Source organism: Luteibacter rhizovicinus DSM 16549, assembly GCF_001887595.1.
GTDB classification, from domain to species: domain Bacteria; phylum Pseudomonadota; class Gammaproteobacteria; order Xanthomonadales; family Rhodanobacteraceae; genus Luteibacter; species Luteibacter rhizovicinus.
On the sequence record NZ_CP017480.1, the window covers coordinates 2,276,898 to 2,299,562 of the forward strand.

General features: G+C 65.8%; 21 protein-coding genes. 17 read left to right on the forward strand and 4 right to left on the reverse strand.

What is annotated here, in order from left to right:
• Positions 1–38: 38 nt before the first annotated feature.
• From mltB to BJI69_RS10275, 13 genes are all read left to right on the forward strand, one after another.
• On the forward strand, positions 39–1,070 hold the full coding sequence (mltB, locus tag BJI69_RS10210) for a lytic murein transglycosylase B (RefSeq protein ID WP_425476873.1): 1,032 nt from the start codon (positions 39–41) through the stop codon (positions 1,068–1,070).
• Between the two features lie 134 nt (positions 1,071–1,204).
• Positions 1,205–2,590 carry a septal ring lytic transglycosylase RlpA family protein gene (locus BJI69_RS23150; RefSeq protein ID WP_046967913.1) on the forward strand — a complete coding sequence of 462 codons (1,386 nt, stop codon included), beginning with the start codon at positions 1,205–1,207 and terminating at the stop codon, positions 2,588–2,590.
• Between the two features lie 37 nt (positions 2,591–2,627).
• Complete coding sequence (locus BJI69_RS10225; RefSeq protein ID WP_046967882.1) at positions 2,628–3,851, forward strand: D-alanyl-D-alanine carboxypeptidase family protein; 1,224 nt, start codon at positions 2,628–2,630, stop codon at positions 3,849–3,851.
• A 12-nt stretch (positions 3,852–3,863) separates the two neighbouring features.
• Entirely contained in the window at positions 3,864–4,154 is a 291-nt protein-coding gene (locus tag BJI69_RS10230) for a DUF493 family protein (RefSeq protein WP_046967883.1), read from the forward strand.
• A gap of 170 nt (positions 4,155–4,324) precedes the next feature.
• The gene (gene lipB, locus BJI69_RS10235; RefSeq protein ID WP_046967884.1) at positions 4,325–4,993 is read left to right on the forward strand and encodes a lipoyl(octanoyl) transferase LipB; all 669 of its coding nucleotides are present in this window, start codon (positions 4,325–4,327) and stop codon (positions 4,991–4,993) included.
• A gap of 13 nt (positions 4,994–5,006) precedes the next feature.
• Positions 5,007–6,005, forward strand: a complete 999-nt coding sequence (lipA, locus tag BJI69_RS10240) for a lipoyl synthase (RefSeq protein WP_046967885.1) — start codon at positions 5,007–5,009, stop codon at positions 6,003–6,005.
• Positions 6,006–6,036: 31 nt separating this feature from the next.
• On the forward strand, positions 6,037–8,364 hold the full coding sequence (locus BJI69_RS10245) for a carboxy terminal-processing peptidase (RefSeq protein ID WP_046967886.1): 2,328 nt from the start codon (positions 6,037–6,039) through the stop codon (positions 8,362–8,364).
• Positions 8,365–8,478: 114 nt separating this feature from the next.
• Positions 8,479–9,330, forward strand: coding sequence for a mechanosensitive ion channel family protein (locus BJI69_RS10250; protein WP_046967887.1), 852 nt, complete (start codon positions 8,479–8,481; stop codon positions 9,328–9,330).
• Between the two features lie 344 nt (positions 9,331–9,674).
• Positions 9,675–11,372, forward strand: coding sequence for a dihydrolipoyllysine-residue acetyltransferase (gene aceF / locus BJI69_RS10255; protein ID WP_046967888.1), 1,698 nt, complete (start codon positions 9,675–9,677; stop codon positions 11,370–11,372).
• A gap of 15 nt (positions 11,373–11,387) precedes the next feature.
• A complete protein-coding gene (gene lpdA, locus BJI69_RS10260) occupies positions 11,388–13,226 on the forward strand; it encodes a dihydrolipoyl dehydrogenase (RefSeq protein WP_046967889.1) in 1,839 nt (612 codons plus the stop codon).
• Positions 13,227–13,288: 62 nt separating this feature from the next.
• Positions 13,289–13,747 (forward strand): REP-associated tyrosine transposase, encoded by a 459-nt coding sequence (locus BJI69_RS10265; RefSeq protein WP_046967914.1) that lies wholly within the window; start codon positions 13,289–13,291, stop codon positions 13,745–13,747.
• Positions 13,748–13,917: 170 nt separating this feature from the next.
• A complete protein-coding gene (locus BJI69_RS10270) occupies positions 13,918–15,246 on the forward strand; it encodes an APC family permease (RefSeq protein WP_046967890.1) in 1,329 nt (442 codons plus the stop codon).
• Positions 15,247–15,326: 80 nt separating this feature from the next.
• Positions 15,327–17,426 carry an alpha-amylase family protein gene (locus tag BJI69_RS10275; RefSeq protein ID WP_052767205.1) on the forward strand — a complete coding sequence of 700 codons (2,100 nt, stop codon included), beginning with the start codon at positions 15,327–15,329 and terminating at the stop codon, positions 17,424–17,426.
• On the opposite strand, the gene BJI69_RS10280 is transcribed toward BJI69_RS10275, so the two are convergent.
• From BJI69_RS10280 to BJI69_RS10295, 4 genes are all read right to left on the reverse strand, one after another.
• Positions 17,409–17,591 carry a DUF2061 domain-containing protein gene (locus tag BJI69_RS10280; protein ID WP_046967891.1) on the reverse strand — a complete coding sequence of 61 codons (183 nt, stop codon included), beginning with the start codon at positions 17,589–17,591 and terminating at the stop codon, positions 17,409–17,411. The genes BJI69_RS10275 and BJI69_RS10280 overlap by 18 nt on opposite strands.
• 107 nt (positions 17,592–17,698) lie before the next feature.
• On the reverse strand, positions 17,699–18,109 hold the full coding sequence (locus tag BJI69_RS10285) for a hypothetical protein (RefSeq protein WP_046967892.1): 411 nt from the start codon (positions 18,107–18,109) through the stop codon (positions 17,699–17,701).
• Between the two features lie 10 nt (positions 18,110–18,119).
• Positions 18,120–18,587 (reverse strand): Mpo1 family 2-hydroxy fatty acid dioxygenase, encoded by a 468-nt coding sequence (locus tag BJI69_RS10290; protein ID WP_046967893.1) that lies wholly within the window; start codon positions 18,585–18,587, stop codon positions 18,120–18,122.
• A 34-nt stretch (positions 18,588–18,621) separates the two neighbouring features.
• A complete protein-coding gene (locus BJI69_RS10295; RefSeq protein WP_046967894.1) occupies positions 18,622–19,518 on the reverse strand; it encodes a phosphoribosylaminoimidazolesuccinocarboxamide synthase in 897 nt (298 codons plus the stop codon).
• A 257-nt stretch (positions 19,519–19,775) separates the two neighbouring features.
• Between BJI69_RS10295 and BJI69_RS10300 the strand changes: the two genes are divergently transcribed.
• The 4 genes from BJI69_RS10300 (at position 19,776) to BJI69_RS10315 (ending at position 22,633) form a co-directional block, all read left to right on the forward strand.
• Positions 19,776–20,087: a c-type cytochrome gene (locus tag BJI69_RS10300; RefSeq protein ID WP_046967895.1), complete on the forward strand. Its 312-nt coding sequence runs from the start codon at positions 19,776–19,778 to the stop codon at positions 20,085–20,087.
• Positions 20,084–20,899 (forward strand): co-chaperone DjlA, encoded by an 816-nt coding sequence (djlA, locus tag BJI69_RS10305; RefSeq protein ID WP_046967896.1) that lies wholly within the window; start codon positions 20,084–20,086, stop codon positions 20,897–20,899. Before BJI69_RS10300 ends, djlA begins: the two co-directional genes overlap by 4 nt.
• Positions 20,900–21,095: 196 nt before the next feature.
• Positions 21,096–21,770 carry a ribulose-phosphate 3-epimerase gene (gene rpe, locus BJI69_RS10310; protein ID WP_046967897.1) on the forward strand — a complete coding sequence of 225 codons (675 nt, stop codon included), beginning with the start codon at positions 21,096–21,098 and terminating at the stop codon, positions 21,768–21,770.
• Positions 21,771–21,886: 116 nt separating this feature from the next.
• Complete coding sequence (locus BJI69_RS10315) at positions 21,887–22,633, forward strand: hypothetical protein (RefSeq protein WP_052767206.1); 747 nt, start codon at positions 21,887–21,889, stop codon at positions 22,631–22,633.
• Positions 22,634–22,665 lie beyond the last annotated feature (32 nt).

Genomic DNA, 22,665 nt, shown 5'->3' on the forward strand with positions numbered 1-22,665 from the left:
GCCCTGTGACGCCATTCCTGCGTGCTACGCTTCGGCGCATGGATGAAGTTCTTACCGCGCGCCGCGCACGAATCGCACGTTTATCCCCGCGCCTCGCTGGCGCGATGATCGCCTTCCCCCTGATGTTCGCCTCCGCGGTGTTCGCTGAAACCCATCCGGGCCAGGAACAGCTCGTGCGTGAAGTGGCGAAGGACACGGGCAAAAGCAAGGCCTCGCTGAACGCGATCCTCGACGGCGCGAAGATGCAGCAGTCCATCATCGACGCGATGAACCGCCCGGCGGAAGGCAAGCCGTGGCGGGATTACCGGCCGATCTTCCTGACCGAGCAGCGCATCCAGGCGGGCGCGGACTTCTACCAGACGCATCGCGCCCTGCTCGACGCCATCGGCAAGAAGTACGGCGTGCCGCCCGAATACATCGTCGCCATCGTCGGCGTGGAAACCTTCTACGGAAAGAACACCGGCAAGTACAAGGTGCTCGATGCGCTGACCACGCTCGCCTTCTACTACCCCAAGCGCGCGCCGTTCTTCCGCGAGCAGCTGAAAACGCTGCTGGAACTGCCGCCGAACCATCTCGCCGGACCACTGGACACGCTCACCGGCTCCTACGCGGGTGCGCAGGGCTGGGGCCAGTTCATGCCCTCGTCGATCCGCGACTGGGGCGTGGACTACGACGGCGACGGCAAGATCGACATGAAGGGCTCGATGGGCGACATCTTCGCCAGCGTGGCCAATTATTTCTCCGAGCACGGTTGGGAAACCGGCGGTCCGCTCGCCGTGCGGGCCCAGCCGGATGCCCGCGTCCGCGATCCGGACGTGCCGAAGGACTGGCGCCCCGTGGCGCCGGTGGAGTCCTTTGTCGCCGAGGGCTTCGCGCCCTTGCAGCACCTGAATCCGGGGCGTGACGCGCAGCTGGTGCGCCTCGACGGGCCGGCCGGCCCCGAATACTGGTTCGTCTTCCAGAATTTCTACGTCATCACCACGTACAACCGCAGCCCGATGTACGCCATGGCCGTGAACCAGCTGGCCCAGGCGATCCGCGAACGCACGCACGGGCCCGCCGCGCGATGAACGGGCGAAACGGGGGGCTCGCCGGCGCGGGGAGCGTCTCGCTTCGCAGGGATCGCCGGCATAGCCGGCTCCCACAAACCGCCCGATCCACCGGGCCTTCCCGCTCGTTGTGGGAGCTGCTTCAGCAGCGATGGGTGCTCGCGACTCGCCTCATTGTCATCCTCCTGGTCGCCCTTGTCCTCACCGCCTGCGGCGGCTCGAAAAACTCCCGCCCCTCATCGCGCGGCAGCAGCGGCTCGTCGTCGTCCTCGCGCGGCAGCAGTGGCGGCCGCGACGACATCAGCAAGTCGCAATCGTCGCGCTATCGCTCCAGCTCGGACAGCGTGCCCACCGAGATTCCGGATGTCAGCAAGCTCCCGGAGCCGGTGCCGAAGGTCGAGCCGCGCGCTCTCTACGGCAACAAGAGCCCGTATTCGGTGCTCGGCCAGACCTACAACGTGCTGCCCACGCCGCGCGGCTACGTGGAGCGCGGCATCGCCTCGTTCTACGGCAACAAATTCCACGGCTACAAGACCTCGAGCCTCGAGGAATACGACATGTACCAGTTCTCCGCGGCGCATAAAACGCTGCCGCTGCCGAGCTATGCGCGTGTCACCAACCTCGAGAATGGCAAGAGCGTCATCGTCCGCGTCAACGATCGCGGGCCCTTCCACGAGAACCGCATCATCGACCTGTCCTTCGCGGCAGCGGTGAAGCTGGGCGTGTGGCCGAAGGGCACGGGTCTGGTCGAAGTGCGCGCGATCGATCCGAGCGAAGCGAACAGCGATCGCGGTGCGCCTTACGTGAATACCGCGCCGAAGCCGGCACCGGTCACCGCCCCGGTGCCGCCGTCACGCCCGGCCTATGCGGCGGCGCCGCCATCGGCACGTACCGCGCCGACGCCGGACATGGCTACGTCGTCGCCGTCGACCGCGTCGCGATTCGCCACGGCGGGCGCTGTTTCCACCGCACCGGTGATGACCTCCGGGTCGCGCGCGCCGAGCGCCGCCATCTCGGCGCCGGTCGGCAGCGTTCCGGTCCGCGCCACGCCGAATGCGGGCGTGCAGGGCGGTAGCAACCAGGTGGCGAGCGCCCCCGCGGGCGCGGCGGCCGACGGCGAGGGTGATGACGGTCCGGTGCCCGGCATGACTGGAGTCTCCGCCGCCGAAGCCTTGCCGCCGTTGCCGGGTCAGAAGGCAGGATCGGTGCCGGCACCCTCATCCTCAGGCACGCCGTCAGGCAATGGCCAGACCCCGCGCCTCAGCACGCCAGCCCAGGGCCCTACCATCGCCTCGGTGCCCGGCAAACCCACGATTTACCTCCAGGTCGGCGCGTTTTCCGACGTGGCGAACGCCAACCGCGTGGCCGACCAGCTGAACAAAGCGGGTCTGGGCCCTGTCAGTGTTATCGAGACCGCTGTCGCCGGTCGTAGCGTGCGCCGTGTGCGCGTTGGCCCCCTGGCCGATGTCGACACGGCCGACCGCGTGACCGACCAGATCTCCGGCATGGGCCTGCCCCGGCCGTCGGTCGCGGTAGACTGACCTTCTTTTTTGTTGCTTTGACTGGATCGCTGAAACGATGAAGCTCTTCCCTCGCTCCCTGTTCGCTTTCGCCGCCGCTGCGCTCGTCGCCGGCGTCACCGTGGCGCAGCAGACTCCGCCGCATCCCGCACCCGTTCCGCGCCCGGTCGTTCCCGAAGCGCCGGTGCCGCCGCCGCCGGACGTGGAAGGCAAGAGCTGGGTGCTGATGGATTACAACACCGGGCAGATCATCGCCTCGAAGGATCCGGACGTGCAGCTGGAGCCGGCCTCGATCACCAAGATCATGACCGACTACGTCGTCTCGGCCGAGCTGGGCAACGGCAAGATCCACAATTCCGACCCGGTCACGATCAGCGAGAACGCGTGGCGCGGCGGCGGTGCGAGCACCGACGGCTCGACCAGCTTCCTCAAGCTCAACAGCCAGGTGCCGCTGAAAGACCTGCTGTACGGCATGATCATCCAGTCCGGTAACGACGCCGCCATCGCGCTGGCCGAGCACACCGCGGGCTCCGAGCCGGCGTTCGCCAACCTGATGAACGCGTATGCCAAGCAGATCGGCATGACGCATTCGCAGTTCCAGAACGCCTCGGGTTACCCGGTCGCCAACCACTACACGACCGCCCGCGACATCGCGATCCTGTCGCGCGCGCTGATCCACGACTTCCCCGAGGATTACGCGATCTCGGCCGTGAAGGAGTTCGAGTGGAACGGCATCAAGCAGCACAACCGTAACCTGCTGCTGTGGCGCGACAACACCGTCGACGGCATCAAGACCGGCCACACCGCCGCCGCCGGCTACTGCCTGGCTGCCTCGGCCAAGCAGGGCGATGCCCGCATGATCGCCATCATCATGGGCGCCAACAGCGAGAAGGGCCGCGCCGATGCCGCGCTGGCGCTGCTCAACTACGGTTTCCGCTTCTACGAATCGCACAAGCTCTACGAAGCCAACAAGCCGCTGGCCACGCCGAAGCTGTGGAAGGGCGCCGAGAACACCATCCCGCTCGGTGTCGCCGAAGACGCGCTGGTCTCGGTCAAGCGTGGCGACTACGACAAGCTCAAGGCCAACCTCGACATCCCGGCCACGCTGATCGCTCCCTTCAAGAAGGGCCAGCAGGTCGGCACGCTGCGCGTGACGCTCGACGGTCAGCCGGTGCTCACCACGCCCCTGGTGGCCCTGAACGATGCACCGGAAGGCGGTTTCTTCTCGCGCCTTTGGGACACGATCATGCTGTGGTTCCACAGCGACAGCGACAAGAAGTAAGAGGACGGCACGATGCGTGAGATCGACTTCAGCGATGCGCAGAAAGACGGCAAGGGCTTCCAGTTCCCGGGCGAGTTCGAGATCACGGCCATCGGCAGCGCCACGGCCGGCCTCGACAAGCACGTCCCGGCGCTGCTCCATGCCATCGGCCTGGAAGTGCTCCACGAGACCCTGACGACCAAGCTCACCCCGGCCGGTAACTACCAGTCGGTCACCGTGAGCTTCGTCGCACCGAGCCGTGAGAAGTACCTGGAGGCGCACAGCACGCTGCGCGCCGACGAGAACATCCGCTTCACGATGTGACGGCCTGCGCTTGGTAGGAGCCGATTCATCGGCGATTGGGTGCTCGCAGCAGCCCGGCCGGCTGCCGCCGGATCGCCGCTGAAGCGGCTCCTACAAAGAGCGGCCCCGCCAGCCTTGTATCGCTTGGCCTGCGCCCACAACTTCTCGACATCCCCTCCGACCCGATCCCGATGACCCTCCCCCTCAACGTCCGCCGGCTGGGGCGCGTCCCCTACGAATCCACCTGGAAGGCCATGAGCGCCTTCACCGACAACCGCACCGACGACACCGTCGACGAGCTGTGGCTGCTGGAGCACGACCCGGTGTTCACCCTGGGCCAGGCGGGCAAGGAAGAGCATGTGCTGGCGGCGGGGGACATCCCCGTGGTCCGCGTGGATCGCGGCGGCCAGGTGACCTACCACGGTCCCGGCCAGATCGTGGCCTACCCGATGATCGACCTGCGCCGCGTCGGCGTTGGCGTGCGCGAGCTGGTCAACCGGATCGAGCAGGCCATCATCGACACCATGGGCGAGTGGAATATCGGCGCCGAACGCCTCGAGGGCGCCCCGGGCGTCTACGTGGCGGGTGCCAAGGTCGCAGCCCTCGGGCTGCGCATCCGCCGGGGCTGCAGCTTCCACGGGCTGGCCTTCAACGTGGACATGGACCTCGAGCCCTATCACCGCATCAATCCCTGCGGGTACAAGGGTTTGGAGGTCACCCAGGTGTTAGACTTAGGCGGTCCGTCGCGGTTGGCTGACGTGGAAGACGTCCTGGTACAGGAATTCTGCAAGCAGTTTGGCTTCCACGCCGTGTCAGCCGAACCCTCCCTCCCCGAACTCCCGACCCGCATTGCGGTCTGAGGTCGTAGCCGTTATGAGCCAAACCTCCACTTCCCCCTCCCGCAGCATCCCCATCGCCGTCGTCGACAAGCCGGGCGAGAAGATGCTTGGTAACGACAAGATCGCGCTCAACCGCGCGAACTTCGATACCGACGTGCCCGTGCTGCGCAAGCCCAGCTGGATCCGCGTGCGCCTGCCCCAGGGCAACGCCGTGCAGCAGCTGAAGGCGCGCCTGCGCGAGAACTCGCTGGTCACGGTCTGCGAAGAAGCGTCCTGCCCGAACATCCATGAGTGCTTCTCCAAGGGCACCGCGACGTTCATGATCCTTGGCGAGGTCTGCACCCGCCGCTGCTCGTTCTGCGACGTGGCCCACGGCCGGCCGCAGCCGCCGGATCCGCTCGAGCCGGCACGCCTGGCCGAGACCATCCGCGACATGCGCCTGAAGTACGTGGTGATCACCTCGGTGGACCGCGACGACCTGCGCGACGGCGGTGCCGAGCATTTCGCCTCGTGCATCCGCGCGGTGCGTCACGCCAGCCCGAACATCCGCATCGAGATCCTCACCCCGGACTTCCGTGGCAAGGGCCGCATGGAGCGCGCGCTGGAAGTCATGAAGGACTTCCCGCCGGACGTCTTCAACCACAACCTCGAGACGGTGCCGCACCTGTATCGCGAAGTCCGTCCGGGCGCCGACTACCAGTGGTCGCTGGACCTGCTCAAACGGTTCAAGGCCCAGCATCCCGAGGTCCCGACCAAGTCCGGCATCATGCTCGGCCTGGGCGAGACGATGGATCAGGTGCTCGAGACCATGCGCGATCTACGTAACCATGACGTCGACATGATCACCATCGGCCAGTACCTGCAGCCGACGGCGCATCACCACCCGGTGGTCCGTTACTGGACGCCGGACGAATTCGAGGCGCTGCGCGTCGCCGGTGAAGAGATGGGCTTCGGCCATGTCGCTTCCGGCCCGTTGGTGCGATCCTCCTACCATGCCGACCTGATGGCTCACGCCGCCGGCGTCGTCGAATAAACGCCCCAAAGCAATCCGAGGCTTCGACTACATGACCCTTCGCCCCGCGTTCGCCCTCCTGCTGGCCCTTTCCGCCGCGGGTGCCCAGGCACAGACAGCCGCCCCGCAGCAGCCGGGTGCGGCCGCGCCGGCGACGAAGGCCGCGACGCCGCAGCCCAAGGATGCGTCCGAAGCAGCGACCTCGCCGGAGCCGCAGCGCAAGGAGTCGAGCCTGCCGTTGAAGCCGACCGCCGCCGAGGCCCAGGCCTCGCAGCTGTCGGCGCGCTTCCTCACGCGCTTCCATTACCAGGCCCAGCCGCTCGACGACGCCATGTCGGCCAAGATCTACAAGGCCTACTTCGACGCGCTCGATAGCGAGAAAGTCTTCTTCACCCAGGAAGACATGGACAAGTTCGCGCCGCTGAAGACGCAGTTCGACGACGCGATCTGGAACCAGGACCTCACCGGTCCGTTCTCGGTGTTCAACCTCTACATCACGCGCGCCGTGGATCGCATGAACTACGCGCGTGGCCTGCTGAAGAAGGGCTTCGACTTCAGCAGCAACGAAAGCTTCAACTTCGACCGCAAGAAAGCCGCGATCCCGAAGAACCAGGCCGAACTCGACGACGTCTGGCGCAAGCGCACCATGAACGACTGGCTGCGCCTGAAGCTCGCCGGCAAGAGCGACGACGACATCCGCAAGACGCTCGACAAGCGCTACGCGACGTACATCAGCCGCGTGCGCCAGCTCGACGACGAAGACGCGACGCAGGCCTTCATGACCGCGTACGCCAACTCCACCGACCCGCACACCGACTACCTCGGTCCCCGCGCCGCCGACGCCTTCGACATCGCCATGCGCCTGTCGCTGGAAGGTATCGGCGCGGTGCTGCAGGCGCGCGACGACTACACCACCATCCGCGAACTCGTTCCGGGTGGCCCGGCGATCAAGTCGGGCAAGATGAAGGCGGGCGATCGCATCGTCGCCATCGGCCAGGGTGAAACCGGTCCCATGGTCGACGTGGTCGGCTGGCGCCAGGACGACGTGGTCAAGCTCATCCGCGGCAAGAAGGACACCACGGTCCGCATCGAGATCCTTCCGGCCGACGCCGGCGTGGACGGCAAGCACGACATCGTGACCCTGGTCCGCAAGAAGGTCACGATGGAAGAGCAGGCCGCCAAGTCCAAGGTCATCGACGTGAAGGACGGCGATGTCACGCGCAAGATCGGCGTGATCGACCTGCCCACGTTCTACCAGGACTTCGGTGCGCGCCGCGCCGGCGACACCAACTTCAAGAGCGCCACCCGCGACGTCGCCAAGCTCCTCACCGAGCTCAAGGCACAGAAGGTCGAGGGTGTCGTCATCGATCTGCGCAACAACGGCGGTGGCTCGCTGTCCGAAGCCACCGAGCTCACCGGTCTGTTCATCGATACCGGTCCGGTCGTGCAGGTGCGTGACGCCCGTGGCCAGATCGACGCGCAGGGCGACGACGCTCCGGGCATGTCGTGGGACGGTCCGATGGCCGTGCTGGTCAATCGTGGTTCGGCCTCGGCCTCGGAGATCTTCGCGGCGGCGATCCAGGATTACGGCCGCGGCGTCATCATCGGCGAGCCGACCTTCGGCAAGGGCACCGTGCAGAACCTGGTCGACCTCGACAAGTTCGGCAAGTCCGTCACCGGCGAGACCGCCAAGTACGGCGAGCTCAAGATGACCATCGCCGAATTCATCCGCATCAACGGCGACAGCACGCAGCTGCGCGGTGTCACGCCGGACGTCATGTTCCCGCAGAACGGTGATGCGAAGGAATTCGGCGAGTCCACCTACGACAACGCACTGCCGTGGCGTCACATCGATCCGGCCGACTACAAGCCGGTCGCCGACCTCAAGCCGATCTTCGGTCCGCTCAATGCCAAGCACGAAGCGCGCGTCGCCAACTCGCCGGCATGGAAGCTCATGCTCGACGAAATGGCCGAGTACAAGAAGCTCCGCGACAAGACCGACATCTCGTTGAACTTCGCCGCACGGCAGGCCGAGCGCAAGCAGTACGACGCGCTGCAGACCGACTTCCGCAATCGTCGTAAGGCGATCTTCGGCAGCGCCGGCGGCGCGGCCGATGCCGCTGACGACGCCAACAACGGCGACGACGGCCTCAACGCGAACGAGCGCAGCCTGAAGACCGAAATCAAGGCGGAAGCCGATGCGAAGAAGGCCAAGGACACGCCGCTCGAGGAAGCCGCCCACATCGTCGGTGACGAGGTTTCGCTGATCAAGGCGGACCCGAAGGTCGCCGCGCAGGTCCTTCCGTACGGCGGTCGCAAGATCGACAGCCCGCAAACCGCGCAGGTGCCGCAGAGCCCTCCGGCTGCCACCACCCCGTAAAGAAAAAGCCCGCCACTGGCGGGCTTTTTTTTGACCTGTCTTTTTGTGGGAGCCGCTTCAGCGGCGATGGGTGCTAGCCTCACTGCCGAACAAAAAACGCAGGAGGCATAGCCCATGAACGATTTCCTCGACCAGATCGGCATCCACGCCGCCACGCGTGCCTTGATCGTCACGTATTCCATTCGCATCGGCCTGGCGTTGTTGCTGCTGTTGATCGGCTTCTGGATCGCTGCACGCGTCGCCAACCTCGGTCGCCGTGCCCTGGAGCGCGCCCGTGTCGATCTGACGCTGGCGATGTTCCTGCGCAACATCATCTACGGCATCCTTATCGCGTTGCTGCTGATCCAGGTGCTTGGCATGGCCGGCATTCCGACGGCCTCGTTCATCGCGGCGATCGGCGCCGCCGGCCTCGCCATCGGCCTGGCCCTCAACAGCTCGCTGTCCAATCTTGCCTGGGGTGTGCTGCTGATCCTGTTTCGCCCGTTCCGCGTCGGCGACCACGTCACCATCGGTGGCGTCGAAGGCGACGTGCAGAGCATCAACCTCATGCACACCTACCTGATCACACCGGACAATCGCCAGGCGGTCCTGCCGAATGCCAAGGTTGGCGGCGAGGCGATCATCAACTTCAACGTTCGCGGCACGCGGCGTTTCGAGATCAAGGTCGGCATCGGCTACAACGACGACATCGGCAAGGCGATGCAGACGGTGCGGGACCTGTTCGCCGCCGATGCGCGCATCCTCAAGGATCCGGCGCCGGGCGTGTGGACCGAGGCGCTCGGCGATTCCAGCGTGAACCTGGTCATCCGCGGCTGGACCGCTACCGGTGATCTCTGGGAAACGCAGACGACGTTGATCCGCAGCATCAAGGAGCGTTTCGACGAGGCCGGCATCACCATCCCATACCCGCAGAGCGAGATCCGCCTGGTGCGTGCGCCGGCAGCGCAGGATCCCGCGCCCCTGTAAGAACCGATTTCTGTAGGAGCCAATTTCTGTGGGAGCCGCTTTAGCGGCGATTGTGGGAGCCGCTTCAGCGGCGATCCCGCGGCAGCGGGCCAGGTCATCGCCAGCGCCCGATCGCCGATGAATCGGCTCCCACAGGGGCGAGAGCATCGCCGATGAATCGGCTCCCACAGGGGTAGCGGGGCGCTAGCGGGTTTGGTTCTAGCTGAAATACTGGCAAACAACCGTTTGAATCGTGGGAAACGTCGCCTGAGGGATTACAATCGACCGGTTGCGCCGTCCAGCGGCGCCCGTCCTTCCCCCGCCGGTGGGTTTGCCGCCCGCCGACGCCTGCTCCAGGAGTTCCTATGGCCGACGTCAAAGAAGCCCGTGTCCCCGATATCGGTGGCAGCGCGGTCCCCGTCATTGAAATCATGGTCAAGGTCGGCGATCGCGTCGAGAAAGACCAGAGCCTGGTGACGCTCGAATCCGACAAGGCCACGATGGAAGTGCCGGCGCCGTTTGCGGGCGTCATCAAGGAACTGAAGGTCAAGGTCGGCGATGAAGTCGACGAAGGCCACGTGATCGCCCTGGTCGAAGCCGAGGGCGACGCCCCGGCCGCCGCCGCAGCGAAGGCGGAAGCGCCCAAGGCCGAGGCCCCGAAGGCCGCCGCGCCCCAGGCCGCCGCACCAGCGCCGGCTCCTGCTGCCGCCAAGGCCGCGTCCGCGTCGAAGTCCTCCGGCCCGGTCAACGTCACCGTGCCCGACATCGGCGGCAAGCCGGTGCCGATCATCGAGCTCATGGTCAAGGTCGGCGACACCGTCACCAAGGACCAGAGCCTGATGACGCTCGAGTCCGACAAGGCCACGATGGACATTCCCGCGCCGGCCGCCGGCGTGATCAAGGAACTGAAGGTCAAGGTCGGTGACGAGGTCAACGACGGCGACCTGATCGCCGTGCTGGAAGGCGAGGGTGGCGACGCCGCCGACGCGTCGCCGGCTCCCGCCGCGGAAAAGCCGGCCGCCGCCCAGGCCGACGCGCCGAAGCGCGACGCCGCTCCCGCGCCTGCCGCTGCGACCGAAGCGCCAGTCGGTGGTGCTCCACGCACGCCGCCGGTGTCCTTCGACGCCAGCGTCATCATGCCGGGCAACGCGCCTTACGCCAGCCCCGCCATCCGCGCGTTCGCTCGCGAGCTCGGCGTGGACGTGGCCCAGGTCAAGGGCAGCGGTCGCGGTGGTCGCATCCAGCGCGAAGACATCTCCGGTTACGTCAAGCAGGTCATGACCTCGGGCGTGTCGACGTCCGCCGGTGGCAGTGTTGCCGCTGGTGGCGGTCTCAGCCTCCTGCCGTGGCCGAAGATCGACTTCTCGAAGTTCGGCGAAGTGGAAGAAAAGCCGCTCGGCCGCATTCCGAAAATCTCCGCCGCGAACCTCGCCCGCAACTGGGCGATGATCCCGCACGTCACGCAGTTCGAAGACGCCGACATCACCGAGCTGGAAGCCTTCCGCAAGAAGCTCGGCGAGGAGAACAAGGACGTCAAGGTCTCGCCGCTGGTCTTCCAGATCAAGGCCGTCGTCGCTGCGCTGAAGAAATTCCCGCAGTTCAACGCCTCGCTCGACGCTGCCGGTGAAACGCTTACGCTGAAGAAATACTTCAACGTCGGTATCGCCGTGGATACGCCGGACGGCCTCGTCGTCCCGGTCATCCGCGATGCGGACAAGAAGGGCCTGCTCGAACTCGCCGCCGAACTGAGCGAGATCTCGAAGAAGGCGCGCGACAAGAAGCTCACCGCAGCCGACATGCAGGGCGGTTGCTTCTCGATCTCCTCGCTCGGCGGTATCGGTGGCACGGCGTTCACGCCGATCGTCAACGCGCCGGAAGTCGCGATCCTCGGCGTCTCCAAGGCGGCGATGAAGCCGGTCTGGAACGGCAAGGAATTCGCGCCGCGCCTGATCCTGCCGCTGTCGCTGTCGTACGACCACCGGGTCATCGACGGTGCGCTCGCCGCACGCTTCGCCGTGTTCCTCGCCACCCAGCTCGGCGACATCCGTCGCCTGCTGCTCTGACGGGGGCGCATCGCCATGGCAAACACGATTGAACTGAAAGTCCCGGACCTCGGCGGCTCGCACGATGTGCCGGTCATCGAGATCCTGGTGAAGGTGGGCGACACCGTCGCCAAGGACCAGAGCCTGCTGACGCTCGAATCCGACAAGGCCACGATGGATATCCCGGCCTCGCAGGCCGGCACGATCGTCGAGATCAAGGTCAAGATCGGCGACGAACTCAACGACGGCAGCGTGATCGCGCTGATCGAAGCCGAGGCTGGCGCTTCGGCGTCGGCCGAGAAGTCCGCTGGCGACAAGGCGGCTCCGGCCGCTGCGAAGCCGGCGTCTGCGTCTGCCGCTTCGACGCCTGCCACGCCCTCGACGACCGTGTCGGAAGCCCCGGCTCCCGCCCCGGTCGCCACGTCGGCCGCCCCCAAGGCCGCCGCCGACTCCGGCCGCAAGGCCGACATCGAGTGCCAGCTCGTCGTCCTCGGCTCCGGCCCGGGCGGCTACACGGCGGCATTCCGTGGCGCGGACATCGGCCTGGATACCGTCCTGGTCGAGCGCTACGCGATCCTCGGTGGCGTCTGCCTCAACGTCGGCTGCATTCCGTCGAAGGCCTTGCTGCACGCCGCGGCCGTGATCGACGAGGCGGAAGCCATCGCCGCGCACGGCATCACCTTCGGCAAGCCCACGATCGACCTGGACAAGCTGCGCTCGTTCAAGGAGAAGGTCGTCGGCAAGCTCACCGGCGGCCTCGCCCAGATGGCGAAGGCGCGCAAGGTCCGCACCGTCACCGGCGTCGGCACCTTCATTTCGCCCAACGAAATGGAAGTCCAGACGGCCGAGGGCACCAAGCTCATCCGCTTCCAGAACGCGATCATCGCGGCGGGCTCGCAGTCGGTGAAGCTGCCGTCGTTCCCCTGGGACGACGAGCGCGTGATCGACTCCACCGGCGCGCTCGAACTGCGTGACGTGCCGAAGACGATGCTCGTCGTCGGCGGCGGCATCATCGGCCTGGAAATGGCCACGGTGTACGCGCGTCTCGGCTCCGAGGTCACGGTCGTCGAACTCGCCGACCAGCTCATGCCGGGCGCCGATCTCGACCTGGTCAAGCCGCTGCAGGCGCGTATCGCCAAGCGTTACAAGGGCATCCACCTCAAGACCAAGGTCGTCGAGGCGAAAGCCACCAAGGCCGGCATCGAAGTCACCTTCGAAGGCGAGAGCATCCCCGAGACCAAGGTATTCGACCGCGTGCTCGTTTCCGTCGGCCGCTCGCCGAACGGCAACAAGGTCGGCGCCGACAAGGCGGGCGTCGAAGTGACCGATCGCGGCTTCATTCCGGTCGATCGCCAGATGCGCACCAACGTCAAGCACATCTTCGCCATCGGCGACCTCGTCGGCCAGCCCATGCTGGCGCACAAGGCCACGCACGAAGCCAAGGTCGCCGCGGAAGCGGCAGCCGGCGAGAAGAGCTTCTTCGATGCACGTGTGATTCCGTCGGTGGCGTACACCGATCCGGAAATCGCCTGGGTCGGCGTGACCGAGCGCGAAGCGAAGGAAAAGGGCCTGAAGATCGGCGTCGGCAAGTTCCCCTGGGCAGCCTCCGGCCGCGCCATCGGCATCGACCGCACCGAAGGCTTCACCAAGCTCCTGTTCGATGAAGAGACCCACCGCATCGTCGGCGCGGGCATCGTCGGCGTCCACGCCGGCGACCTCATCTCCGAACTCGCGCTCGCCATCGAAATGGGCGCCGAAGCCGGCGACATCGGCCGCACCGTGCACCCGCACCCCACGCTCGGCGAATCCGTCGGCATGGCGGCCGAGGTGTACGAGGGCACGATCACGGATCTTTATATTCCGAAGAAGAAGTAACCCACCGACACCCGCGTTGCCCACCGGCAGCGCGGGTGATCGTGGCGCGGCATCGTGGGGCGATGAAACCATCACCTCACTCGCGCGATATCCGCGCCGGACGCGTGTCCGAACCCGGTCGGATCTACCTGATCACGGCGGTCGCCTGGAACCGGGCTCCTCTGTTTCGCGATATCGCCATCGCTCGGCGCGTCTCGCGCATCTGTCATTCCCCCGCGACCTGGAAAGACGCCACCTGCCTGGCGTGGGTACTGATGCCCGATCACTGGCATGGCCTGATCGAACTGCATGATGGCGACCTCTCGCGTGTCGTCGGTCGCTACAAGGCCATGGTTTCCAGCTCGATCAAGCGATCGACCGGGCGCAAGTCGCCGGTCTGGCAGAAATCATTCCACGACAGGGCGTTGCGCAAACACGACGATGTCAAAGCAGCTGCGCGTTACATCGTCGCCAATCCATTGCGAGCCGGTCTGGTGACACGAGTGGGCGACTACCCCTACTGGAACGCAACCTGGCTTTAACGCCTTACTGTGGGAGCCGCTTTAGCGGCGATAGGGTGCTTGCAACAAGCCGGCCCGCTGTCGCGGGATCGCCGATGAATCGGCTCCCACAGGAACCGCTCCCACACCGAGCGTCAGAAAAACCTCACGCGCGCTCCCACAATGCCCTGCTCTTATGGCATCGTCCGGGCATGTCTGCTCCTCAGCCTGCTCATTACCTCCGTCGCCTCGGCATCTGGGATGCCGCGATGATTGTCATTGGCGGTGTCATTGGCGCGGGTATTTTCCGTACGCCGGCCACCGTCGCGCAGCTGACCAGTTCGGGCGGGGAGGTCATCCTGCTCTGGACGCTGGGCGGTCTGCTCACCCTGGCGGGAGTGCTCTGTTACGCGGAGCTCGGCGCCCGGCGGCCGCAGGCGGGCGGTACTTACGTCTACCTGCGCGAGGCCTTCGGTCAGTTGCCGGCCTTCCTGTTCGGCTGGACCATGGCGCTGATCAACTACCCCGGCAGTGTGGCCGCGGTGGCGACCACCTTCGCCGATTACGCCTGTCGCGCGATGGGTCTGCCGCATGAATGGGTAAAGCCGCTGGCGGTCGGTGCGATCAGTTTCATCGTCGCGGTGAACCTGTTCGGTATCCGTGCCGGCGCCTGGGTGCAGAACATCTTCACCGTGCTCAAGCTCGGCGCGGTGGCCTTGCTCATCGTGGTCGGTCTGTTCCTGGCGAAGGGGCATCTTGGCGCGGCCTTCGCCGCCGACCCGACCCATGACGTGCCGGCGGGCACGATCATCGGGGCGCTGCTTCCGGCCATGTTCGCCTACGGTGGCTTCCACTACCTCAACGATCTCGCCGGTGAAGTGCGCAACCCGCAGCGCACCTTGCCGCGTGCGCTGGGGCTGGGCATGGCCAGTGTGGTCATCTGCTATGTGCTGGTGAACATCGCCTACATGGCCGGGCTCGGTCACGCCGGGCTCGCCGCGAGCACCGCTCCCGCTGCCGACCTCATGCGTCGCGTGTTCGGTGAGTCGGGCGCTACGATCATCGCGGTCGGCATCGCCTGTTCCACGTTCGGTTACTGCAGCATCGCGATCGCCGGTGGCGCGCGCGTGCTGCAGGTGATGAGCGCGGACGGGATGTTCTTCAAGCCGATCGCGCGCATCGAGCCGCGCACCGGTGCACCGCAGTTCGCGCTGGTCGCGCTCGGTGGCTGGGCGATCGTGCTGCTGGTGTCCGGTAGCTTCAATGCCCTGCTCAACTACACGACGGTGGGTGAGTGGTTGTCGCATGCGTTCGGCATCGCGACGATCTTCTGGTATCGCAAGAAATTGAAGTCGGAGCCGTCGCCGTACCTGGTGCCGGGGTATCCGGTGTTGCCCCTGGTTTTCACGGTGACGGTGTTGTGCGTGATTGGCGCGACGGCGATTACCGAGCCGGGGGATGCCGGGATGAGTCTGGTGATCATCGCGCTGGGCGTGCCGGTTTATTATTTTTGGCGGAAGCGGTTGGGGCGGGCGGTTTAAGAACGATCGCGATGAATCGGCTCCTACCGGGGTGAGGGGATGTCGCTGAATCGACACCCGCAACGTGGCAGGATCGGGGGATGCGATCACTTCTTTCGTTCTTGCTTGTAGGTGCCACCATGACGGCGCAGGCCGCGACGGTGGATCTCGCTCATCCGGATGCCTTGCGCATGACGCCCAAGGGCGCGACCGTGGATCCGACCATCTGCAAGGCGGCGGATGGGAGTGAACTGGTCGCGGTGACCTTCCAGCCATCCGCGCAGCCATCGCTGGTGCTCTCTCCGAAGCAGGGGAATTGGGCGTGGCCCGCGAACGGCGCCATGCGGCTGCGTGTGCAGAACGGCATGCCGTGGCCGGTCACGCTCATCGTCGACATCGCCTCGAACGGCAAGCACATCACGACCACGGTCGGTGTGCCGCCGGGACCGCCGCAGACGTTGTCGGTGGGTCTGAAGCCGACGTCGCCGCGTGCCTTCGGCATGCAGGTCGGTCCGCCCATGCCGTTCGACGAAGACAGGAACAAGTGGCTTGTCGCCACCACGGTCGACGGCGATGTCGATGCGGGTGCGATCACGTCGGTGACGCTATCGATGCCGAAGCCGGGTGCGGCGCAGACACTGCTGTTCGGCAAGCTGGACACGGTGGCCGACGATATCGATCTCCGCCAGGCGTACAACATCCTCGTCGACCGAGTGGGCCAATACACGCGCAGCGCATGGCCGGAGAAGGTCGCCAACACCACCGAGCTCAAGCGGCGCGCGAACGCCTTGCCACCCGCCACCGACATCAAGAACCTCGACAAGTACGGCGGCCGTACCGACCTCGCCGCACTGCAAGCGACCGGCTGGTTCCATACGCAGAAGCAGGGCGATCGCTGGTGGCTCGTGACACCGGAAGGCCATGCGTTCTTCTCACTCGGCGTCAATGCCGTGAACCTGACCGACGGTCGCACCTACGTGCAGGGCCGCGAGTTCATGTTCGCCGACCCGACCGTGGCCAACGGCGCGTTCAGTGGCACGTCGGACAGCCGCAGCGATGCCGGGTCACAGCGCGACAACGGTATGAACCACGGTCGCTGGTGGGACGTCTATGCGAGCAACGTCGCGCTCAGCCTCGGTGACCACCCCGAAGCCGCGTGGCGCAAACGCACGGTCGATCGCCTGAAGGCCTGGCGCTTCAACACGCTGGGTAACTGGAGCGATCCGGGATTCGCCGGCGACCATCGCATGGCTTACACCGTGCCGATCCTCATCCATGGCGACTTCAACACCGTCAGTACCGGCTACGACTACTGGGGTCGCATGCCCGATCCCTTCGATGCGCGTTTCATCAAGGCGACGGAAGCCGCCGTCGCTGCCGCCACGAAGAGCGTGCGCGACGATCCCTGGTTGCTCGGCTACTTCGCCGATAACGAACTCGCGTGGGCGGGGCAGGGGCCGCAAGGGCGCTGGGCGCTCGCCGTCGGCAGTCTCGCGCAAGGGCCGGAAAGCCCGGCGAAGCAGGCCTTCATCGCTTACCTGAAGAAGACCCACGGCGACGTGGCGAACTTCGCCAGGGCGTGGGGTGTGGAAGCGTCATCCTGGGACCAGGTCGCCGCGAAGGGCTTCAAGGCGCCGGACCCGAACGAGCCGCACCCGGCGATCGCCGTTGACTACATCGCCTTCCTCAAGCTTTACGCGGGGCAGTACTTCCGCACCGTGGCGGAGACGCTGAAGAAGGCGGATCCGCATCATCTCTTCCTCGGGGGAAGGCTGGCGGTGCGCACGCCAGAAACCGAAGAGGCGAGCGCGACCTACGCCGACGTCACCAGCATCAACACCTATACGGACCTGCCCGAGCACGGCTTCGATGTCGCCGCGTTTCGCAAGCTCGACAAGCCGGTGATGATCACCGAGTTTCATTTCGGCTCGGCGGACCGTGGGCCGTTCGGCAACGGTGTCGCCGCCGTGGGCAGCGAGGAAGAGCGGGGCAAGGCCTACGCGCGCTTCGTGAATGCCGCGGCCGCCTCGGGCGTCATCGTCGGCACGCACTGGTTCCAGTACGTCGACCAGCCGGTGACCGGTCGCATCCTCGATGGAGAGAACTCGCATATCGGGCTGGTCGGCATCACCGACATCCCGTTCGAAGGGTTTACGCGTGCCGTCACCGACGCGAATGCGAGCTCAGGCGGCGGGCGCTAGCTGCAGGCCGTTGCGGGTTTCGCGGGCGACTTCACGGCCGAAGGCAAAGGCCAGCGGCTCGGCGATACCCACGAGGGCGCTCAGCGCCACGTTCTGGTTCACCGCGTAGCTCATCGAAAAGGCGATGCTGAAATGCGTCGCCGCGTACTTGATCTTCCTGGCCATGGCCGGACGCTCCAATAAGAATGACTCTCATTATGGGGATCGCCGCGCCCGAGTCCAACTGATGAATCGGATCGGATCGATAGAAATTTCCTATCGATCTGGAGCCATTACCGTCGGATCGTCGTTCCGATCACCATCGCCACGACCATGACGATGGCGACGGCCATGCAGGCACTGGTCGGCTTCACCCGGCGTGCGTCGATGCGCGGCACCAGCCGCCAGATGAGAAAGGCGCCGATGATCATGTCCAGCACCAGCGAGGCGCGCATCCAGGGCAGGACGAAGATCGACTGCCCGGGTGCCTGGCCGTGCTGGGCGGCGATCACCAGACCGCCGGTCAGCACCGCGACGAGGGCCCAGATCAGGCTGGCCATGTACGCCCGGTTGAACACCACCGGCGTCTTCTCGAGGAAGCGCAAGGCGACCCAGACGATCAGGGCAGGGATGACGGCGGCGGCGCTGGAGTAAATCACCCACCAGATAGCGGCGGAGAGGAAGGTCAGGAGGGGTTGGGTCACGTGGTTTCCGTCAGTACGCCGGGCCGAAACGGCCGAGTGCCTTGCTCATCAGCCACGCCGGGCCGATCAGAAGGTACTGCAGGTCGGTCAGGAACGAGGGCCGGCGGCCTTCGATCTTGTGGCCGATGAACTGGCCGATCCAGGCCACCACGAACACACCGATCGCCAGCCAGAGCAGGCCGCTGCTGCCGATGCTGCGGTAGAGCGAATCGGTGACCAGGGCCAGCGACAGGAAGGCGCCGGCCATGGCCAGCCCGATCCGGCGCGACAGCCGGTAGTAGTAAAAGCAGAAGGCCAGGAACATGGCCAGCACCGACCACAGGCCCGGACGGCCGAGCCAGCCCGGCACCGGAATCAGCCAGACCAGGGCGACCACCGTCCAGGTGATCGCCGGCACGCAGATCCAGTGAATCAGCCGATTCGTCGGGTTCTGATGATCGGCTGCGTAGTTGTCGAACCAGGTGGCTGCGTCGCGCATGGTCGTACCCCCGTAAGAACCGTCTGACGAGAGCTTAGTCCAGTCGGATGCCGGCGAGCTTGTCCAGCGCCTCGGCGTACTTCGCCGCGGTGCCGTCGATGACATCGGCCGGCACCTTCGGTGCGGGCGGCGTCTTGTTCCAGCCGATCTGCTCGAGGTAGTCGCGGACGAACTGCTTGTCGTAGCTGGGCGGGCTGATGCCTACCTGGTAGTCGTCGGCCGGCCAGAAGCGCGAGGAATCCGGGGTCAGCATCTCGTCCATGATGTGCAGCACACCGTTCTCGTCCGTACCGAATTCGAACTTGGTGTCGGCGATGATCACGCCGCGCTCGGCGGCATAGGCCGCGGCCCAGGCGTAGATTTCCAGCGTGGCCTTGCGCACGGCGTTGGCCATGTCTTCGCCGACCAGGGCGACGATGGCGTCGAAGCTGACGTTCTCGTCGTGGTCGCCGACAGCGGCCTTGGTCGACGGGGTGAAGATCGGCTCCGGCAGCTTCGCGGCCATTTGCAGGCCTTCCGGCAGCGTGATGCCGCAGATGTCGCCGGTGGCCTTATAGGACTTCCAACCCGAGCCGATGATGTAGCCGCGAGCGATCGCTTCGACCGGCACCGGCTTCAGGCGCTTGGTGACCACGGCGCGCTTCGCGTAGAGCGCCGCATCCACACCCGCCGGCAGCACCGAGGCGACGTCTTCGCCGGTGAGATGGTTGGGGATGATGTGGGCGGTCTTGGCGAACCAGAAGTTGGAGATCTGCGTGAGCATCTCGCCCTTGCCCGGAATCGGATCGGGCAGCACCACGTCGAACGCCGAGAGACGGTCCGTGGCGACCATGAGCAGGCGATTGCCCGGCAGGGCGTACACGTCGCGGACCTTGCCGCGATGGATGAGGTCCAGGCCAGGCAGGTCGGATTGGCTCAAGGTCGTAGGCACGGCAGGGACTCCGGGTAGGGCGGTTCGAGCCGTCTATTGTAACTGTGGGAGCCGATCTAACTGTGGGAGCCGATTCATCGGCGATTGTGGGAGCCGCTTCAGCGGCGATCCCGCGGCAGCGGGCCAGGTTGCCGCTAGCACCCTATCGCCGCTGAAGCGGCTCCCACACAAGCTAAGACCCTTCTCGCAACCCGCCCCGCGGGGCCTGTGGCATTTGGCCTGCTAGAATTTACGGTTACTGCCCCCATTGCCCTGCCATGCGAATCCTGACGACCGCGGCACTTGCCCTGGCCTTATCCGCCCCTGTCCTTGCCACGCCGCCTGCCAAGCCGGCGCGTCTGGGCCTGTGCGCGGCATGCCATGGCGAAGACGGCATGGCGCGCATTCCCGGCGCACCCAATCTGGCCGGGCAGAAACTCGACTACCTGCGTGAAGCCCTGCGCCAGTACCGCGACGGCCGCCGCGACATCCCCGTGATGCGCGCGGCCACCGGCCCACTCACCGATGCGGAACTGGACCAGCTGGCCCAGTGGTTCTCCGCGCAAACTCCATCCAGAGCGGCTCCATGAATTTTACCGGTACCTTCATCGGCATCGTCGCGGGCATCTGGTTGACCCACAACCTGCTCGGCGCCCTCATCGGCGGCGCCCTCGGCTTCATGTTCGACGCCAGTCGCCAGCAGAGCCAGCGCCGACGCGCTCCCACGCAAGGCGGCTACATCTCGCCGCTGTTCGCGTTGATCGGCGCCGTGGCGAAGGCTGACGGACGCATCTCCGAAGCCGAGATCGCCATCGCCGAACGCCTGATGGCGCGGATGGGCCTGGACCAGACGCAGCGCACGATCGCCGTCGACGCCTTCAACGAAGGCAAGCAGCCCGAGTTCAACGCGGCCGAAGTGATCGACGAGCTGCGTCAGTGGGTCGGCCATCGCCGCGACCACGCCTTCCCCGTGATCGACGTGGTGATCGAGACGGTGCTCGCCGAGGGCAACCCGTCGCCGGAGAAGATGGCGATCCTGCGCCAGCTCGCCTTCGCCCTGCGCGTCAGCGACATGGAGCTCATGGCGCTCATGGCGATGAAGGGCTACGCCTGGAACGCCAACGCCGGCGGCCGCTCGTACGGCGGCAGCCAGGGTCGCACCGGGGGCGGCTACGTGCCGCCGCAGCGCAGTGCGCAGGGCCCCGACCCGTATGCGGTGCTCGGCATCCAGCGCGACACCGACGACCGCGGTATCAAGCGCGCCTACCGCAAACTGATTTCCGAGCACCACCCGGATCGCCTCGGCGACCTCCCCGAAGACATGCGTCGTCGCGCCGAGTCGCGGGCCAGCGAAATCAACGCGGCCTACGAGCGGATCAAGGCGGAGCGCGGGTTTAAATAGTAAATGTAGGAGCCGATTCATCGGCGAAGGGTGCTCGCGAAATCGTCGGCATCTACTAGAAATACGCAGCCCACTGGATCACGCTTGGAAAGGACCCATGTCCTATCGTGACGGGCCCGCTGCTGCGGGATCGCCGATGAATCGGCTCCTACACAGAGCCCGCCGGCCTGTGCCTCCACTCAAAACGGTATCGATCATGTCCAAGCAAGCTCCCGTTATCGCCCCGTCCATCCTCTCGGCCGACTTTGCCCGCCTGGGTGAGGACACGCGCAAGGTGCTCGACGCCGGTGCGCAGTGGGTGCATTTCGACGTGATGGACAACCACTACGTGCCCAACCTCACCATCGGGCCGATGGTGCTCAAGGCGTTGCGCGATTACGGCATCACCGAGCACATCGACGTGCACCTGATGGTCAAGCCGGTGGACCGCATCGTGCCGGACTTCGCCAAGGCCGGCGCGCGCAGCATCAGCTTCCATCCGGAAGCCAGCGAGCATGTGGACCGCACCATCCAGCTGATCCAGGGCGAGGGCTGCGAAGCCGGCCTGGTGTTCAATCCGGCCACGCCGCTGTCCTGGCTCGACTTCGTCATGGACAAGATCGACATGGTGCTGATCATGTCGGTGAACCCGGGCTTCGGGGGCCAGAAGTTCATCCCCTCGGCGCTGGAGAAGATCCGCCAGGTGCGCGAGCGCATCGACGCCAGCGGCCGCAAGATCCGCCTCGAAGTGGACGGCGGCGTCACCCCCGACAACATCGGTGCCATCTCGGCGGCCGGTGCCGACACCTTTGTCGCTGGCTCGGCCATCTTCAATGCCCCGGACTACGCCGACGTGATCCGCCGCATGCACGCGGCGATTGACGGCAAGTGACCGTTCGCAGCTAATTGCGCCCGAAGGGGCGGCATTAAAAAGATTTCACGAATAAAAAGCGAACTGGGTGGTACTGTAATCAAGACTCGGGGTGGGTCACGGTCGAGGATCTACGTATGAAAACGTTGTCCGTATTGACTCTTGCAGCAGCCCTCGCTGTATCGGCGTTTGCCTCCCAGGCCGCCGACCGCCCGGTTCCCTTGCCCGACCAAGAGAAGAAAGTCGCCGATTCGCTGCAGCCGTGTCCGGGCGGCCTCGAGCGCTTCCTTCCGGGCGAATACTATTTCTGTGCAGCCGCTCGCGACTTCTGGAGCGGCCATGAAGGCCTCGCTCGCGAGAACCTGAAAGATGCCGCCCGATGGGCGAGCAAGCCGGCGCAGTACGCGCTCGGCGTGATGTACTTCAACGGCGATCATGCACAGAAGAACCGGCCGCTGGGTCTGGCCTGGCTGGCCCTTGCCGCGGAGCGCCACGATCCCGCCTATGAGCCGGGCTTCGTCTCCGCCTACCAGCATGCCACGCCGGAAGAGATCGCCCAGGCCAATGCGTACTGGCAGGACATGAAGCCGGTCTACGCCGACGCCGTCGCTGGCCCGCGTGCCGAGCGCCAGTTCGATCGCGCGTACAAAGAGATCGAATGGGCCGCGAATTTCGGCGGCAGCGTCTTCATCGATGGTGTCTTCATGCCGACGTCGGCCATGGCGTCCGCGGATAACCTGCCGTTGCAGAGCGGCTTCAGCGTCGGTCGCATGCTGCAGTCGCAGAAGGCCATGTATTTCTACGGTTACGAAAGCCACGTATTCGTCGGCGATGCCGTGTTGGTGCCGGTCAGCCAGGTCGACACGCGCAAGCGCGACGAGTGATTCCGCCAGAAAGGGCTCGTTGCGAGCCGTCC